Source organism: Streptomyces regalis (assembly GCF_001509475.1).
In the GTDB taxonomy this organism is placed as follows: Bacteria; Actinomycetota; Actinomycetes; order Streptomycetales; family Streptomycetaceae; genus Streptomyces; species Streptomyces regalis.
On the sequence record NZ_LLZG01000064.1, the window covers coordinates 1 to 16,454 of the forward strand.

13 protein-coding genes and 1 tRNA gene are annotated in these 16,454 nt (G+C 71.8%); 5 read left to right on the forward strand and 9 right to left on the reverse strand.

Annotation, left to right across the window (positions count from 1 at the left end; all coding sequences use genetic code 11):
- From ADL12_RS11435 to ADL12_RS11445, 3 genes are all read left to right on the forward strand, one after another.
- On the forward strand, window positions 1–1,218 hold a 1,218-nt coding region (locus tag ADL12_RS11435; protein ID WP_062701201.1), incomplete at its 5' end, for a PP2C family protein-serine/threonine phosphatase.
- Window positions 1,219–1,315: 97 nt separating this feature from the next.
- Window positions 1,316–2,662, forward strand: coding sequence for a vWA domain-containing protein (locus tag ADL12_RS11440; RefSeq protein ID WP_062701204.1), 1,347 nt, complete (start codon window positions 1,316–1,318; stop codon window positions 2,660–2,662).
- Window positions 2,663–2,693: 31 nt separating this feature from the next.
- On the forward strand, window positions 2,694–4,190 hold the full coding sequence (locus tag ADL12_RS11445; protein WP_062701207.1) for an FHA domain-containing protein: 1,497 nt from the start codon (window positions 2,694–2,696) through the stop codon (window positions 4,188–4,190).
- A 98-nt stretch (window positions 4,191–4,288) separates the two neighbouring features.
- Here the strand turns inward: ADL12_RS11445 and ADL12_RS11450 are convergent, their stop codons facing one another.
- Window positions 4,289–5,284 (reverse strand): methyltransferase domain-containing protein, encoded by a 996-nt coding sequence (locus ADL12_RS11450; RefSeq protein ID WP_062701209.1) that lies wholly within the window; start codon window positions 5,282–5,284, stop codon window positions 4,289–4,291.
- Window positions 5,285–5,394: 110 nt separating this feature from the next.
- Between ADL12_RS11450 and ADL12_RS11455 the strand changes: the two genes are divergently transcribed.
- Window positions 5,395–5,808, forward strand: a complete 414-nt coding sequence (locus tag ADL12_RS11455) for a globin (RefSeq protein WP_062701212.1) — start codon at window positions 5,395–5,397, stop codon at window positions 5,806–5,808.
- Between the two features lie 81 nt (window positions 5,809–5,889).
- Here ADL12_RS11455 and ADL12_RS11460 read toward each other — a convergent pair whose 3' ends face one another.
- The 8 genes from ADL12_RS11460 to ADL12_RS11495 all read right to left on the reverse strand — a co-directional run bounded on the left by ADL12_RS11460 (window position 5,890) and on the right by ADL12_RS11495 (window position 15,859).
- The gene (locus ADL12_RS11460) at window positions 5,890–6,558 is read right to left on the reverse strand and encodes a DUF8185 domain-containing protein (RefSeq protein ID WP_062701214.1); all 669 of its coding nucleotides are present in this window, start codon (window positions 6,556–6,558) and stop codon (window positions 5,890–5,892) included.
- On the reverse strand, window positions 6,555–6,974 hold the full coding sequence (locus ADL12_RS11465) for an acyl-CoA thioesterase (protein ID WP_062701216.1): 420 nt from the start codon (window positions 6,972–6,974) through the stop codon (window positions 6,555–6,557). The genes ADL12_RS11460 and ADL12_RS11465 overlap by 4 nt, the downstream gene beginning before the upstream one ends.
- Before the next feature lie 6 nt (window positions 6,975–6,980).
- Complete coding sequence (gene ettA / locus ADL12_RS11470) at window positions 6,981–8,645, reverse strand: energy-dependent translational throttle protein EttA (protein ID WP_062701218.1); 1,665 nt, start codon at window positions 8,643–8,645, stop codon at window positions 6,981–6,983.
- A gap of 146 nt (window positions 8,646–8,791) precedes the next feature.
- Entirely contained in the window at window positions 8,792–9,325 is a 534-nt protein-coding gene (gene cpt, locus ADL12_RS11475; RefSeq protein ID WP_062701220.1) for a chloramphenicol phosphotransferase CPT, read from the reverse strand.
- A 72-nt stretch (window positions 9,326–9,397) separates the two neighbouring features.
- The gene (locus tag ADL12_RS11480) at window positions 9,398–10,825 is read right to left on the reverse strand and encodes a Cys-Gln thioester bond-forming surface protein (RefSeq protein WP_079051974.1); all 1,428 of its coding nucleotides are present in this window, start codon (window positions 10,823–10,825) and stop codon (window positions 9,398–9,400) included.
- A 273-nt stretch (window positions 10,826–11,098) separates the two neighbouring features.
- Window positions 11,099–11,563, reverse strand: coding sequence for a single-stranded DNA-binding protein (locus ADL12_RS11485; protein WP_062701222.1), 465 nt, complete (start codon window positions 11,561–11,563; stop codon window positions 11,099–11,101).
- A 333-nt stretch (window positions 11,564–11,896) separates the two neighbouring features.
- On the reverse strand, window positions 11,897–13,969 hold the full coding sequence (locus ADL12_RS11490) for a GTP-binding protein (protein WP_341846356.1): 2,073 nt from the start codon (window positions 13,967–13,969) through the stop codon (window positions 11,897–11,899).
- Between the two features lie 282 nt (window positions 13,970–14,251).
- Window positions 14,252–15,859, reverse strand: a complete 1,608-nt coding sequence (locus ADL12_RS11495; protein ID WP_062701223.1) for a dynamin family protein — start codon at window positions 15,857–15,859, stop codon at window positions 14,252–14,254.
- A 322-nt stretch (window positions 15,860–16,181) separates the two neighbouring features.
- Here ADL12_RS11495 and ADL12_RS11500 point away from each other — a divergent pair.
- Window positions 16,182–16,257, forward strand: a tRNA-Arg gene (locus tag ADL12_RS11500).
- The last annotated feature ends 197 nt before the right edge of the window (window positions 16,258–16,454 follow it).

Here is a 16,454-nt window from a genome sequence, read left to right on the forward strand (position 1 = left end):
CCGCCGCCCGCCGGACCGGTGTCACCGGCGGCGAGCGGTCCCGACGTGCCGTCGCCCCCCGGCCACCACACACAGCCCGGCCACCACTCACCGCCCGGCTTCCCCACCGTCCCGGCCCCGGCCGGCCACGGAGCGTCGGCCGGACCGCAGACGCCGCCCGCCGCCGCGGGTCCCCCCGCCCCGACCGGCTCCCCCGTCTCCCCGGCCTCCGGCGTCCGCTTCGACCGTCCCGAGCCCGAGGAGTACCCCTTGCAGGCGCCCGATCCGCGCGTCGTCACCGACCTGCCGACCCCGCCCGAGGGCACCAAGGTGTGCGTGGCCTGCCGTGCGGGCCGCGTGGACCACGACGGGTACTGCGAGAACTGCGGGCACGCCCAGCCGCGCGAACGCGACCACATGGAGCTGGACGCCGGCCCGGTGGCCGCCGTCAGCGACCGCGGTCTGCGCCACCACCGCAACGAGGACGCGTTCGCCGTCGCCGGCACCGCGCTGCCCGACGGCCGGCCCGCGGTCCTGGCGATCGTCTGTGACGGCGTGTCCTCGGCGACCCGCCCCGACGACGCCTCGATGGCCGCGTCCCGGGCGGCGAGCGAGTCGCTGCTGGCCGCCCTGCCGCGCGGCACGCACCCGCAGCAGGCCATGCACGACGCGATCATCGCCGCCGCGAACGCGGTCAACGCGCTGGCCGCCGAGCCGGCCACGGCCCGCGAGCAGGCCCCGCACCAGAACGCCCCGGCCTGCACGATCGTCGGCTCCGTGGTGACGCCCGAGCTGCTGATCGTCGGCTGGGTCGGCGACAGCCGCGCCTACTGGGTCCCGGTGGACCGCAGCACTCCCCCGGCCCGGCTCACCGAGGACGACTCCTGGGCCGCGCAGATGGTCGCCGCCGGCCTGATGAACGAGGCCGAGGCCTACGCCGACGAGCGCGCCCACGCCATCACGGGCTGGCTCGGCGCGGACGCCTACGAACTGGAGCCGCACACCGCTTCCTTCAAGCCGGACCGGCCGGGTGTGGTGGTGGTGTGCACGGACGGGCTGTGGAACTACGCCGAGGCGGCCGCCGACATGGCCGAGGTCGTGCCCCTCGACGCCGCCGCGCGCCCCCTGCACAGCGCCCAGGTGCTCGTCGGTCACGCCCTCGACGGCGGGGGCCACGACAACGTAACAGTGGCCGTCCTGCCGTTCCCCGCGCCGCCGATGGGGGCAGGATCGGCCTGAGGCCGCACATCGGGGACAGCCTCATCGGACCGGAGGGGACCGGTCCGTCGACAGCCATGGCCCCATCACGGGGTTCTTTAGGGGGATTTGAGAACACATGGCCAATTTCTCGAAATCGAACGTGCCGCAGTTCTCGGTGGACGTGTACCAGAACGAGTACCTGCCGGAGGGCGGTCGCGAGGTCAACGCGATCGTCACGGTGACCTCGACCGGCGGCGGCACGGTCGGAACGGCGGTCGCCGCGCCCCACCTCTACTCACCGGGGCAGGGCCCGTCCGCGGCCGCGGCGATCATGGTCGACTGCTCGGGCTCGATGGACTACCCGCCGACCAAGATGCGCAACGCCCGCGACGCCACGGCCGCCGCGATCGACACCCTGCGCGACGGCGTGCACTTCGCGGTGATCGGCGGCACGCACGTGGCCAAGGAGGTGTATCCGGGAGGCGGCCGCCTCGCGGTCGCCGACGCCACCACCCGCGACCAGGCCAAGCAGGCCCTGCGCAGGCTCAGCGCGGGCGGCGGCACGGCCATCGGCACCTGGCTGCGCCTCGCCGACCGCCTGCTGTCCTCGGCCGACGTCGCCATCCGGCACGGCATTCTGCTCACCGACGGCCGTAACGAGCACGAGTCGCCCCAGGACCTCAGGGCCGCGCTCGACGCCTGCGCCGGACGCTTCACCTGTGACGCGCGTGGCGTGGGTACGGACTGGGAAGTGAAAGAAGTCACAGGGATCGCCTCGGCCCTGCTCGGCAGCGCCGACATCGTCGCCGACCCGGCCGGTCTCGCCGCCGACTTCACGCAGATGATGGAGACGGCGATGGGCAAGGAGGTCGCGGACGTCGCCCTGCGGGTGTGGACGCCGGTGGGCACGACCATCAAGTTCGTCAAGCAAGTCGCGCCGACGGTCGAGGAGTTGACCGACCGCCGCACCGAAGCCGGCCCGCGCGCCGGGGACTACCCCACCGGCTCCTGGGGAGACGAGTCCCGTGACTACCACGTCTGCGTCGAGGTTCCGGCCGCCGACGTCGGCCGGGAGATGCTCGCCGCCCGGGTCTCCCTGGTCGTCCCGCAACCCGACGGCACCGCGCAGAACTTGGGTGCCCAGGGCCTCGTACGGGCCGTATGGACCGACGACATGGTCGCCTCGACGTCGATCAACCCACAGGTTGCCCACTACACGGGCCAAGCCGAACTGGCACAAGCCATCCAGCAAGGTCTGGATCTACGCAAAGCGGGGGATATGGATGGAGCAACGGCCAAATTGGGCCGGGCCGTTCAGCTCGCCAGCGCCTCCGGAAACGCGGATACGGCGAAACTCCTTGCGAAGGTGGTGGACGTGGTCGATGCCGCGGCAGGTACTGTGCGACTGAAGGCGAAGGTCGCGGAGGCCGATGAGATGACTCTCGAGACACGGTCGACAAAGACTGTTCGTGTAAAGAAGTGACCTAGAAGGAACGAAGGAGGGAAGCGCCGACATGCCGACCTGCCCGAACGGACACCAGTCGGGTTCCGACGACTGGTGCGAGGTCTGCGGTCACCGCATGGCCGGTGCCGTACCTCCGCCCCCTCCGCCGCCGCCCCCGCCCGGCGGTGGCTACGGCTTCCCGCCCCCCGGTGGGCCCGGCGGCCCTGGCGGCCCCGGCGGTCCGTTCGGCGGCCCGAACACCGGTCAGCCGGGCGGCCCGCCGCCCGCGTCCGCCGTACCGGAGCCGGAGCTCTGCCCGCAGTGCCGTACGCCGCGTGAGGGCGGTGCGCCGTTCTGCGAGGAGTGCCGGTGGAACTTCCTGACCAACACGGCGACGTCGTACACCCCCGCCGCCCCGCGCACCCAGGCGCCCGGCGGCCCGGGCCTTCCCTCCCACTTCCAGCAGCAGTCGGCGCCCCCGCCGTCGTTCGGCGGCGGTGACTCGTACGAGTACCAGGGCTCGCGCCCGTCCCAGGTGAACCGCCCGGCGGAACCGATTCCGCCGTTCGGCGCGGAGCCGCAGGGGCCGGGTGGCCATGGCGGTCCTCCCCCTGGTGGGCCCGGCGGCATGGGTGGCCCCGGCCCCGGCGGTTTCGGCGCGGGCCCCGGCGGTCCGGGCAACCCCGGCGGACCCGGTGGCCACGGCGGCTTCGGCCCCGGCCCCGGCGGTCCGGGCAACCCCAATCCTGGCGGGCCCGGCGGTCCTGGTGGCCCTGGTGGCCCGGGAGGCAACGGCCCCTCCGGCTTCGGCGGCGACCCGTCGCGGCCGGTTCCGCCTCCGCCCGGCCCCACCCCGCCGGGCGGTCCCGGCGCGACCAGCGGTGCTCCGCAGGCGTTCCAGCAGCCCGGACAGGCCGGTCCCGGCGCCCCGTCGGCCCCGCCCGGGTTCCCGCAGGAGACGCACCGTCCTCCGCAGCAGGGCGGCCCGTCCTTCGGCGGCGGTGACGACTGGGTGATCTCGCCTCCGTCGTCGGGCCCCGGCGGACCGGGGGGCCCTGGCGCTCCCGGTGGCCCCGGCCCCGCTCAGGGCGGATACGGCTACCCGCAGCCCGGCGCGAACCAGGCCCCGCCGCCCCCCGGTCAGGGCTACCCGCAGCAGCCGGCGACCTGGATGGCGACCATCGGTCCGGACCGCGAGTACTTCATGGCGATGATGCAGCGCTCCGGCCCCGAGGCCGCGGGCCTGAACCTGCCCGCGTACTCGCCCGAGCAGCAGCGCACCCTCACCGGCAACCAGGTCACCATCGGCCGCCGCCGCCACTCCACCGGCGACACCCCCGACATCGACCTGTCGGTGCCGCCGGAGGACCCGGGCGTCTCGCACCAGCACGCGGTCCTGGTCCAACAGCCGGACGGCACCTGGGCGGTCGTCGACCAGAACTCGACGAACGGCACCACGGTGAACGGCTCCGAGGACCCGATCCAGCCCTTCGTGCCGGTACCGCTGCAGGACGGCGACCGGGTGCACGTGGGCGCGTGGACGACGATCACCATCCGGCGCGGTTAGGTCTTCTCGATACCGGGAGCTCGATACGGGGAGCTCGATACCGGGAGGGGGCGGTCGTACGGCGAGAAAGTGCCGTACGACCGCCCCCTCCCGGCGTTTCAGCCGGGCAGCGACCAGGCGTACGGCCCCTCGGGGTCGTCCAGCCACGCCCACTCGTGCTCGCCGCTCACGGTGATCCCGTACCGCTCCCGCTGCGGCTGCCCCTCGCGCTCCCACAGCGCGTACGCCTCCTTCGGATCGAGGCTGCCGCGGGTCAGGGCCAGCAGGAAGCGGAACAGCTCGTGGTCCCGGGCCGGGCGGGGCACCCCGCCCACGTGAGCGGGCTCCGTTTCGGACAGACTCCCGCCGCGCAACGGCACGAAGTAGGCGGGCGTGTGCAGGAAGCGCCCTTCGGCGTGCTCGGCGTCGCGTACGGCGAGGGCGACGAGGCCGGTGGCGAGCGGTGTCAGGATGCGGGCGCCGGGGCGGCACTGGGCGAGCCAGGCACGGGGGATCGACCGCAGGGTGCAGGTCGCGATGATCCGGTCGAAGGGGGCGCGCTCGGGCACGCCGCGTGCGCCGTCGCCGGTGACGACGACGGGGTGGTGGCCGGCGGCGGCCAGGTGCTGCCGGGCCGACTCGGTGATGTCCGGCTCCAGGTCGACGGTGGTGACGAGGTCGTCGTCACCGAGCCGGTGGGCGAGGAGGGCGGCGTTGTAGCCCGTGCCCGCGCCGATCTCCAGGACTCTGTTGCCGTCCTCCACCTCCAGCGCGACCAGCATCATCGCCATCAGGGACGGCTGACTGCTGGAGGAGAGCAGCTCACCGTCGCGCAGCCGGGTGGCCAGCGGGGTGTCCATGTACGCACCGCGCATCCAGCGCTCGCGCGCGGCCGGGTCGGGGCTCTGGCCCCAGCGGCGCTCGTAGCCGCCGGCGACGCCCACGTAGTAGTACGGCACGAACAGATGCCGCGGAACGGCGGCGAAGGCCTCCCGCCACACCGGGTCGTCGGCCCATGCCCCGCTCGCCTCGATCTCGCCGACCAGCGCGGCCCGCGCCGAGGCGGCGAGGTCGGCGAGCTCCTCGGCGTCCCTGCCGAGATCCTGCGCGCTCATACGTCCACTGTGCTGCGGCGGGCGGCACGAGGCGAGTGCCGCGGCCGGAATCAGTGGCTCGGTGCCTGGTGGTCCTAGGCCTTGAGTCCTGGTCCGCCGGGTCTGAGACCATGGGTGACGTGAATGAGATTCGGCGCGGCACGCTTCAGGAGCAGACCTTCTACGAGCAGGTCGGCGGGGAAGAGACCTTCCGCCGGCTCGTCCACCGTTTCTACGAGGGGGTGGCCGAGGACCCGATCCTCAAGCCCATGTACCCCGAGGAGGACCTGGGCCCGGCAGAGGAGCGCCTCACCCTCTTCCTGATCCAGTACTGGGGCGGCCCGACGACGTACAGCGAGAACCGCGGCCACCCCCGTCTGCGGATGCGCCACGCCCCCTTCACCGTCGACCGCGCGGCCCACGACGCCTGGCTGAAGCACATGCGGGTCGCCGTCGACGAGCTCGGCCTCTCCGAGGAGCACGAGCGGACGCTGTGGAACTACCTGACGTATGCGGCGGCGTCGATGGTGAACACGGCGGGCTGAGCCTGCCGCACGCGCCTGCCCGCGCTCGTCCTCGCCTTCCTGATGGCGCCGACCCTGCGCGCCGCCCAGGGTGTGACGCCGTCAGCGCACGCTGACGTCCAACGCCCCAAGTCCCGCGCGCCGTACGGCAATCGACCCGTACGGCGTGCGCAGCCGTAGCCACGCACCCGACGAGAGCAGCGCCAGATCCTCGGTGGCCCGCAGGAAACCCAGGGACTGGGCGGCATGCACCGCCCGCACCGGAAGCCGGGTGTCCCCGACCGTCCGGGACCAGATCTCCCGCCCGATCCGGTCAAGTTCGGCACGCGTACGCCGCTCGGGCTCCAACTCCTGCGTACGGGAACGGAATTCGGTGACGCCTGCGCCGACCATCGCCAGCAGCTCATCCGGCGCGGGCAGCCCCGGCACCGGCAGCCAGCCTCCGCGCGGCGGAAGCACCCCGGCCCAGGGCGGACCTGTGACGGCCGCCGGAACGACAGCCGTGGCCGCCGCCTCGTCGACGGACTCCAGCAGTTCGCCCGCGGACACGGTCACGTCCAGCGTGACGTCGAGCCCGTTCTCGTACGGCTTCGCCAGCCGTACCGCGCGGATCGCCAGCACCTCGAAGGACGGCGGCCGCCCGAAGACGGCGAGCGCGGTGCCGGCCGCCTGCAGGCGCACCGCGGCCCCACGGTCGTAGTGGAGCAGCCGGGCGAGGAAGGCCGCGAGATCCGCTGCCTCCCCCTCGTCGGCCAGGTGGAGCACCGTCATGCGGCGACGGCCTCCTCCTCGTCGGCCGCGTCATCCATGTACTCCCGGAGGAACTCCTTCTCCTCCGCGGTGATCCGGCGCGGCCGTTCCGCCTCGAAGTCGAACGGCACGACCACCGTCGAGGCCCGGACGTAGACCACGTCGTCGTCCTTCACCTCACAGGTGATGGTGAAGGACGCGGCCCTGATCTCGGTGATCCACAGCTCTATGTCCACCGGGTGGTGCCGGTGGACGAGCTGCCGCTTGTAGTCGATCTCATGGCGCGCCACCACCGACCCCTGCCTGAAGTCCTTCTCCGGACGGAACAGGAAGTCGATACGGGCTTCCTCCAGGTAGCGGACGAAGACCGCGTTGTTGACGTGTCCGTACGCGTCCATGTCGGACCAGCGCAGGGGGCAGCGGTAGATGTGGCGCAAGATCGATCAGCCCCGGGTCAGCTTCTTGTAGGTGGCGCGGTGCGGACGCGTGGCGTCCGCTCCGAGCCGCTCGATCTTGTTCTTCTCGTACGACTCGAAGTTGCCCTCGAACCAGAACCACTTGGACTCGCCCTCGTAGGCGAGGATGTGGGTGGCGACCCGGTCGAGGAACCACCGGTCGTGGGAGACGACCACGGCGCAGCCCGGGAAGTCGAGCAGGGCGTTCTCCAGCGAGGACAGCGTCTCGACGTCGAGGTCGTTGGTCGGCTCGTCCAGGAGCAGCAGGTTGCCGCCCTGCTTGAGGGTCAGTGCCAGGTTCAGGCGGTTGCGCTCACCGCCGGAGAGGACGCCGGCCGGCTTCTGCTGGTCGGGGCCCTTGAACCCGAAGGCGGACACGTAGGCGCGGCTCGGCATCTCGACCTGGCCCACATTGATGTAGTCCAGCTCGTCGGAGACGACGGCCCACAGAGTCTTCTTCGGGTCGATGTTCTCGCGGCTCTGGTCGACGTACGAGATCTTGACGGTCTCGCCGACCTTGATGTCGCCGGAGTCGGGCGTCTCCAGCCCCTGGATCATCTTGAACAGGGTCGTCTTGCCGGCGCCGTTCGGGCCGATGACACCGACGATGCCGTTGCGCGGCAGCGTGAAGGAGAGGTCGTCGATGAGGACCTTCTCGCCGAAGGCCTTGCTGAGGTTGTTGACCTCCACGACGATGCTGCCCAGTCGCGGGCCCGGCGGGATCTGGATCTCCTCGAAGTCCAGCTTCCGCATCTTCTCCGCCTCGGCGGCCATCTCCTCGTAGCGAGCCAGACGCGCCTTGGACTTGGCCTGTCGCCCCTTGGCGTTCGACCGCACCCACTCGAGCTCTTCCTTGAGCCTCTTCGCCCGCTTGGCGTCCTTCTGCCCCTCGACCTTCAGACGGGTCTGCTTGGTCTCGAGGTACGTGGAGTAGTTGCCCTCGTACGGGTAGGCGCGGCCGCGGTCGAGCTCGAGGATCCACTCGGCGACGTTGTCCAGGAAGTACCGGTCGTGGGTGATGGCCACGACGGTGCCCGCGTACTTGGCGAGGTGCTGCTCCAGCCAGTTCACGGACTCGGCGTCGAGGTGGTTGGTGGGCTCGTCGAGGAGCAGCAGGTCGGGCGCCTCCAGCAGCAGCTTGCACAGCGCGACGCGGCGCTTCTCACCACCGGAGAGGTTGACGACGGGCCAGTCGCCGGGCGGGCACCCGAGCGCATCCATGGCCTGCTCGAGCTGGGCGTCGAGGTCCCACGCGTTGGCGTGGTCGAGGTCCTCCTGGAGCTTGCCCATCTCGTCGAGGAGCGCGTCGGAGTAGTCGGTGGCCATCAGCTCGGCGATCTCGTTGAACCGGTCGAGCTTGCCCTTGACCCCGGCGACACCCTCCTGGACGTTCTCCAGGACGGTCTTCTCGTCGTTCAGCTTGGGCTCCTGCATCAGGATGCCCACGCTGTACCCGGGCGACAGGAACGCGTCACCGTTCGACGGCTGCTCAAGGCCCGCCATGATCTTCAGAACGGTCGACTTACCGGCACCGTTCGGGCCGACGACGCCGATCTTCGCCCCGGGGAGGAAGTTCAGGGTGACGTCGTCGAGGATCACCTTGTCGCCGTGCGCTTTGCGCGCCTTGCGCATGGTGTAAATGAACTCAGCCAAGAGAAACCGTCCGGCAGCTTGAAATCTGGCAGTGGGCAGATACACCCCATCTTGCCCGACCGCTACCCCTGGGGGGAAACCCGTATAGTCAGGCTCCTCTGACCTGGGGCTTCACCGTCGGAGGCCGACCCGAGTCGCTCCGTCGGTCAGCTGACCCGGTCCGCGATGGTTCGTGCGCACACCAGGGACTCGGTGTGTGTGGTGTCCACCTCCAGGTCGTAGGCGACGCCCTCGTGCACCACCTCCGCCTGCAGCGCGGCCATTCCCGGGACCCGGTCTCCCCGTGCGATCTCACGGCCCGCGGCGACCGCGCTCTCGCACCTGACGCCGACCCACAGCACGGCCAGCCCGTCGAGGGCCTTCCGCCAGCGCTCCTGGGACTCCGCTCCGCCGAGGAAGACGTCGTCGACGATGATCCTGGCGCCTGCACGGGCCATCGCGACGATGCCCTCCGTCCAGGCCGCCTGCAGCGCCATGAAGTCCGCGCCGACGCTCACGCCGCCGTCGGCGGCGAACGTGATCCCCGCGTCCGACGCCTGCATCTTCGCGGGCAGAGCGTCGACGAACGAGTCGACCCCGAACGCCGGCCACGGATCCGGCAGTACGGCCTGCAGGCACCGTACGATCCCGGACTTCCCCGAGCTGGAGCCACCGTTGAGAATGATCACCTGAGTCGCCACCGCGCCACAGTAGGGGCTCCTGCCGCTCGGCACGAAGCGGTTTTCGGCAGGCGCTCGCTGCTGCGTCGGCGCTCAGCCCTGCGTCCGCGCTTCCTTCTTGCGTACGAGGACCAGGCCCGCGCCGCCGATCAGGACCAGGCCGATGGCGATGCCCGCGATCAGAGGGGTCATGGTGGAGCCGCCGGTCGCGGCGAGGTTGGTGTCGTCGGATGTGGTGCCGACCGTGGCGGGGCTCGGCTCGCTGACGGTCTGGGTGACGGTGCCCACCTGGTCGGCCTCGGTCGCCTGCGTCATGCAGTCCAGGACCCCGGTGAAGCGCTGCTCGAAGCCGCCCGGGCCCTGGATGGTGAAGTCGTAGGCCTGGTCCTCCTGGAGCGGGATCGTCACCGTCCGCGACTCGCCCGCCGGGATGCTGTACTCGATCCCGAGCAGCTCGAAGGTGAAGGGCGCGTCGCCCTCGTTGGCCGCGGTGATGTCGACGCCGCCCTTGTCGCAGTTCTCCGCCGCGGACAGTGCGGGTATCGCACCGGTCCCCGCCCAGGTCGCGCTCGCCGTCGCCGAGACGGTCGACTCGCTGGAGCCGGCCAGGATCTGCGTCTGGCTGCGGCTCTCGGCGGCGAAGGCCCGCCCCACCGGCACGGTCGTCGAGGCCTGCACGATCAGCTCGGCCTGGCCGTCGGCGGCCTTCTCGGGTACCTCGAAGAACACCTGACCGCCGTCGGCCGCGGAGGTGACGGCCTTGCCGTCCTTGTCCACGATCCGCACCCCGCTGGTGGCGGCGTCCGCGGGCGGCGTCACCGTCACGCTGCCGGCGTTGGTGTGCACCGTCACCGGACCGAGCCGCTCACCGGGGTGGCCGGAGACCGCGGGCGGGTCGAGCGTCAGCGACGCCTGGGGTTCGGCCACGGCGCGTGCGTTCTGCTCCAGGTACTCCGCGAGCTTCTCGGCCTGCGGGTCGACGGCGTCGACGTCCACGCCGTCCGAGTAGCGCCAGATGGCCACCTGGGTGCCGGCCGCCGCGTCCTGCTCGGTGAGGCCGCCCTTGACGCCCGCCTTGCCGGCGAGCGCCGCGAGGTCGTTCACCTGCGGGTAGGAGTTCTGCAGGATCCAGCGGATCTTGCCCGCGTCCTTGTTGGCGCCCAGCGAGGTGCCGCTCCAGGACGTCTCGTGGTACTTGGCGTCGCGCTGGGTGGGGTTGTGGATGTCGACGCAGTACGTCTGCAGGGTGCCGCCGCCGTCGACGGACATCTCGAACAGGCCCGCCGAGATCTCCTGGTCGCCGGAGTCGGCGTGGACGACCGCCGCGCCGTATGTCTTCAAGCCGCCTATGGTGGCGGTCGCCCCGCCCTGGCTCCGCGCCGTACCGTCGGCCGCGGCCGTGCCGGCGCCGGCCATCACCGAGGCGGCGACGAGCCCGGACACCAGGGTCGCCGTGGCGAGGCGGGCCGTCCCTCGTCCGCGCACCGACAGCGCAGAGAACGCAGAGAACGCAGAAAACACAGAATTCCCCTTCGAGCAGGACCCGTTGACGTGGGGGAGGAGGTCCCACCAGCAGAATCAGAAGCCCCGAGAGCTATGTCCGGCATCCTAGGGACGCGCCGCACCACGCTTCCCTGTGATCCCGTCGGAGGGCCGATCCGACTCGGAATCGTTATCGCCAAGATCCGTTGCGAGCAGGGCTTATCGACAAATCCACCGGGGTCGTTCGGAACGCATTCGTCGATAAGCCGTAGTTCGGTCAGCTTCGGCGTCGGCAGCCGCGAGTGACTGACGTCACGTCACCGCTGCTGGTTCCGGGGCCTGTTGGGATACGTCCTCCGCGGGTTGCGTCTCCCAGTTGGGCTCCGGTCGGTCCGACGCGGCGGCGGCTCCCGTCTCCGGCCTGGGGGTGCGCCGGAAGGCCGAGGTGCCACGGGCGAGGTCGTGACCGATCGCCAGCGCATCGATGTCGGCCGAGGTCCAGCTCTGCCCCTCGCGTACGTCCGAACGCACCTTCAGCCTGCCCTGCACCACGACGGGATCACCCACGTTCAGCGACCCGGCGGCGTTCGTCGCGAGCTGCCGATTGGCCCACACGGTGAAGAAGTTGGTGTGCCCGTCGGTCCACTCGTTCTTCCCGCGGTCCAGGTAGCGCGAGGTCACCGCCAGCCGGAACCGCGCCGACGGTCCCGTCGTCAGTTCCCGGTACACGGGCTGCGTCGCCACGTTCCCCACCGCGCAGATGATCGTCTCGTTCATCTCGAACCCCTCCCTCGCCCGCCGTTCCAGCCGGGCGGATACGCGTACGGGCCCGTCCCGTACGGCTGCGTCCGACATGACGGCCGCACGGCCCAGGCCCGTCCCGGTACGCCTCTCGTACGTCCCCGGTACGTCCCTGCCGCCGCCGTCCCGTCACCGCGGCCGACCACGTCCATCGCGATCGCCGCGAAGCCAGACTGCCTCCGCCGGGCCGAGCCCGCTGAGCCCTGTGGATCACCGCCGACCTGTGGATATCTCCATCACCGGAACGAGTGAGGCCACCTGCAAGGCCACCTGCCCCCCTTCCCCAAGCTCGCCCACAGGGCCCTCAGTTCACCTCGTCGCGACCCCCGCCCCCATCACTCGCCCGTACTGCTCCCGAACCTCCCGATAGCGCAACAGCTCCGCCGCCACCGGATCCAGCACCCGGGCCCGCCCGCACCCGGCCGCCGCCTCTCTGAGCCGCCGCTCCGCCTCCAAGCCGTACCGCCGTGCCGGTCCCCGTGCCGCGATGCGGCACCCCCACTCGACGAGCGGACCGCCGACGATGCCGGCCACCATCAACAGCACCGGCACGCCCAGGTTGGGCGCCATGACCCCGATGATCTGCCCCACCAGCCAGAGCCCGCCGACGACCTGAAGGATCGTCATGGCGGCCTGCACCAGGACCGCCGCCGGCCACCAGCCCGGCCGCGGCGGCCGCCCCGGCGGCAGTCCGGCCCGCGCGGCCAGGTCGTCCAGCGCCTCGGGCAGCCCCTGGGCCCCCCGTACGGCCGCCTCGCGCACCGCCTGTGCCCAGGCCGTGGGCAGCCCGGCCGACGCATGGTCGGCGACCGTCCGCACCGCCTGTTCGACGCGCTGGCGCGCGGTGGCCTCCTCGTCCGTCTGGCCGCGCAGAGTCAGGCGTCCCGTCGGGGGTTCGCCCCGGTCCTGGTACCAGCGCCACAGCCGCAGCCAGGGCGTCCCGCACGCGCGATTGGCGTTGCGCAGCCACGCCCGCTCGGCGGCCTCGCCCGCGGCCGTGGCGCCGATCGCGTCCGCGAGCCGGGCGGAGAACTCGTCCCGCGCGTCCTCGCTCAGCCCGCTCCGCCGGCGCGCGGCGTACACGGGCCGCAGCCGCCACCCGGCAGCGTCCACGTCGGCCGAGATCCGGCGCGCCGCGGCCCCGCGTTCCGCCACGAACTGGCCGAGCGCCTCGCGCAGATCACCGACGCCGTCCCCGGTGAGCGCGGACAGCGCAAGCACGGTCGCGCCCGGTTCGCCGTGCTCGCCCAGCGCGATGCCATCCTCGTCGAGCAGCCGCCGCAGGTCGTCGAGGACCTGGTCGGTGGCCTCCCCGGGCAGCCGGTCGATCTGGTTGAGGACGACGAACATGATCTCGGCATGCCCCGCCATGGGCCGCAGATAGCGCTCATGCAGCATGGCGTCGGCGTACTTCTCGGGGTCGACCACCCAGATGACCGCGTCGACGAGCGCCAGGACGCGGTCGACCTGCTCGCGGTGCTGTACGGCCGCCGAGTCGTGGTCGGGCAGGTCGACCAGGACGAGCCCGCGCAGCTGCCCGTCCGCGGTCGCGTTCTGCGCCGGGCGCCGCCGCAGCCGTGGCGGGATGCCGAGCCGGTCGATGAGGCCGGCCGCGCCGTCGCTCCAGCTGCACGCGAGGGGGGCGGCGGTCGTCGGACGTCGTACGCCCGTCTCCGAGATGGTCACTCCGGCGAGCGCGTTGAAGAGCTGCGACTTGCCGCTGCCGGTGGCGCCGGCGATCGCGACGACGGTGTGCTGACCGGAGAGCCTGCGCCGCGACGCCGCCTCGTCGAGCACCTTGCCCGCCTCGGCGAGCGTCTTGCTGTCGAGCCGGGCGCGGGAGAGCCCGACCAGTTCACGCAGCGCGTCGAGCCGCGACCGCAGCGCCCCGTCGTACGCGAGCGGCATCACGACCCGCGGGCCGGCGGCCCGGGGCTCCACGGCAGGGGGCTGCTGCTCCGAGGCCGCGGTCTCACTCACCCGCCGTGCGATGAGCCCGTCGTCCCAGGGGGTCGAGGATTCCGTACCGGAGGGGGAGTCCGTGGGGGTGGGCTCCGCACGGGAAGGGGACTCCGTACGCGATGGTGCCTCCGTGCGCGAGGCGGGCTCCGCACGAGACGGGGACTCCGCGCGCGAGGAGGACCCGGGGCGCGACGAGGACTCCGCACGAGACGAGGGAGGCTCCGGACGCGAGGAGGACGGCGTACGGGACGGGGACGGCGTACGGGACGAGGGCGGCGTACGACGTGAGGTGTCGCCGCTCTCACGGCCGCCGGCGTCGGAGCCGCCCTCGCGCGCGCCGGTGTCGCCGTCCCCCACGCGCGCGTGGTCGTCGTCCGGCCCGTCCTCCCGCTTCGCCGGCTTCCTCCAGAGCTTGCGCATCTCCGACTCCTCGGCCGCAGCGGGGCTCTCGCCGTCGCCGGGATCTCCCTCCGCGCGACCCTCTGCGGGGCGTCCGCTTTCGGAAGGAGTGTCTGCACCGCGAGGGTCCGCTGCACCGCGGGCGCCCGCCGCATCGGGAGCGCCCTCGGCAGAGACCCTTGCAGGGATGTCCACGGGGATGTCCCCAGGGATGTCGGTTTCCCGTGCGTCGTCCATCATGACGCCGTCCTCCCGCTGATCGGCGTGCTCCGTGTGGTCCTGGTCAGTGACGGCAGTCACCGGTCACCTCTCCTTCAGCAGTACGGACAGCGCGGCGATGAGTTCGGCCTGGGGGTCCGGATGGACTTCCAGAGCGTCGAGTGGGGCGAGCCGGCGCTCGCGTTCGTTGTGCATGACCCGGTCCAGGTGCTCGGCGAGCAGCCGCCCGGCCCGGTCGCGCAGCCGCAGCGCCCCGTGCGCCCCGATCCGCTCGGCGAGCCCCTCCCCCGCGGACCGCGCCCGGCGGGCGCCCAGCAGCGCGGTGGCGACGAGGGCGGTCACGACCTCGGAATCGGGGACGACGCTGCGGTCATGGACTCTCACCTCGTCCTCGGCGTACTCCTCGAGCTCCCGCCGCCATCGCCGTACGGCCAGGCCGATGCGGTGCTCGACACTCGCAGGCCTCGGGTCCCGGTCCGTCAGCTCGGGGGCGGCGGCGGCCGGTTCGCGCCGCCAGGCGTCGTCGACGCGCTCGTCGGCGGCGGTGACGGCGCACAGCAGGAGAGTGCTCAGGCTGTCCACCAGCGAGTCGAGGAGCTCCCCGGCGGAGCAGTCGAGCGGGAAGGCGCGCCAGCGCTTCAGTGCGTCGCCGGCGAGTACGGCGCCGGCCTGCAGCCGGCTCCGCACGCGCGCGTACTCGCTGTCGTACGCGCTGTCCACGGCGGCCGTGAGCCGCATCGCGGCCGCGTACTGGGCGGCGGCCGCACCGGCGAGCTCGGGCAGGCGGGCCTTGAGGGAGTCGAGGAGGCCGTAGGCCGTACGGGCCACGACGTGCTGCCGAGCCGCCGGATCCTGGGCCTGCTGGACGAGCCAGGTGCGCAGTGCCGCCACGGCGCTGGCCGGCAGCAGTCCGCCGCCCCAGGCCGACTCGGGCAGCTCCGGCACGGTGAAGCGGGGTACGTCGCCGAGGCCGGCCTTGGTGAGGAGTGCCCCGTACTGCCGCGACACCTCGGACACGACCTGATGGGGAACCCTGTCGAGCACGGTCACCAGGGTGGCGTCGTACTCCTTGGCGGTACGCAGCAGGTGCCAGGGGACGGCGTCGGCGTACCGCGCGGCCGTGGTGACCATGACCCAGATGTCGGCCGCGCAGATCAGTTCGGCCGCGAGGGCGCGGTTGTCGGCGAGCAGCGAGTCGATGTCGGGTGCGTCGAGGAGGGCGAGGCCGGCCGGCACCGTGTCGGCGGTCTCGACCCGCAGCACACGCGCGCCGTCCTCGCCCGGCAGCATCAGTTCGTCCGCCGGATCGTGCTCGGGCACCCACACACGTGTGAGATCAGGCAGTACGCGCATCCCGCTGAACCAGTGATGATCCTCGGGATGGCAGACCAGCACCGGGTTGCGCGTCGTCGGCCGCAGCACGCCCGCCTCGGTCACGCGTCTGCCCACGATGGAGTTGACGAGCGTCGATTTCCCGGCCCCGGTGGACCCTCCCACCACGGCCAACAAGGGCGCTTCGGGTTCTCTCAGGCGGGGCACCAAATAGTCGTCGAGCTGCGCGAGCAGTTCGTCGCGGTTGGCACGCGCGCGTGGGGCCCCCGCCAGGGGCAGCGGGAAGCGTGCGGCAGCGACACGGTCGCGCAGGGCGGAGAGTGCGTCGAGCAGCTGAGGCCGTACGTCCAAGGTCACCACATGCGAAGAATGCCCAATTTTAGGGGAATTCTGAAGCATATGAGCATGTCTGCGCGCCGACGGGACACAAGGGGCGGAAGGGGCGACTGGGACACAGGCACAGTCCAGGCATAACGAGTGCACAACACCCGGGGCGCAGGAGGCCAAAAGCGGTGCACGATTCGCACCTGCCTGCGATTATCAGGACCGCTTCACTGAACCTCCACATCGAGCCACGGAGGCGAAGCAACTGGGACATGGACGCGGGAGCCCTATCCTTGTCCCCGGCATCGTCACGGGTCTGCCCACACCCCGGGCACCAAGACCGAGGCCACCACAACCGGCCCCCGTAGCTCAGTGGATAGAGCAGGCGCCTTCTAAGCGCTTGGCCGCAGGTTCGAGTCCTGCCGGGGGCGCCACAACCCTTCTGAGCAGGCAGAACAGGCCAGAAGGATCTTTGAAAGCCGCGTGACTTACCTACCAGACTCGGTTAGGTAAGGCGCCTAGCAGACTGCACCGGTCACGTCCGCTGGAGTGGTGTATCGACGGCCATTCGGTGATCTCGTTTTGAGGTTATGCGGTGAGTTCGGTCGGCAGGACGGTCTCGTCCGTTTCT

What these genes read in the sequence shown, in the direction of transcription:
- ADL12_RS11440 (WP_062701204.1), top strand. Translation starts at nt 1,316, where the DNA reads ATGGCCAATTTCTCGAAATCGAACGTGCCGCAGTTCTCGGTGGACGTG.
- ADL12_RS11490 (WP_341846356.1), bottom strand. Translation starts at nt 13,969, where the DNA reads ATGCGCAAGCTCTGGAGGAAGCCGGCGAAGCGGGAGGACGGGCCGGAC.
- ADL12_RS11460 (WP_062701214.1), bottom strand. Translation starts at nt 6,558, where the DNA reads ATGACGGTGCTCCACCTGGCCGACGAGGGGGAGGCAGCGGATCTCGCG.
- ADL12_RS11485 (WP_062701222.1), bottom strand. Translation starts at nt 11,563, where the DNA reads ATGAACGAGACGATCATCTGCGCGGTGGGGAACGTGGCGACGCAGCCC.
- ADL12_RS11455 (WP_062701212.1), top strand. Translation starts at nt 5,395, where the DNA reads ATGGGTGACGTGAATGAGATTCGGCGCGGCACGCTTCAGGAGCAGACC.
- ADL12_RS11445 (WP_062701207.1), top strand. Translation starts at nt 2,694, where the DNA reads ATGCCGACCTGCCCGAACGGACACCAGTCGGGTTCCGACGACTGGTGC.
- ADL12_RS11450 (WP_062701209.1), bottom strand. Translation starts at nt 5,284, where the DNA reads ATGAGCGCGCAGGATCTCGGCAGGGACGCCGAGGAGCTCGCCGACCTC.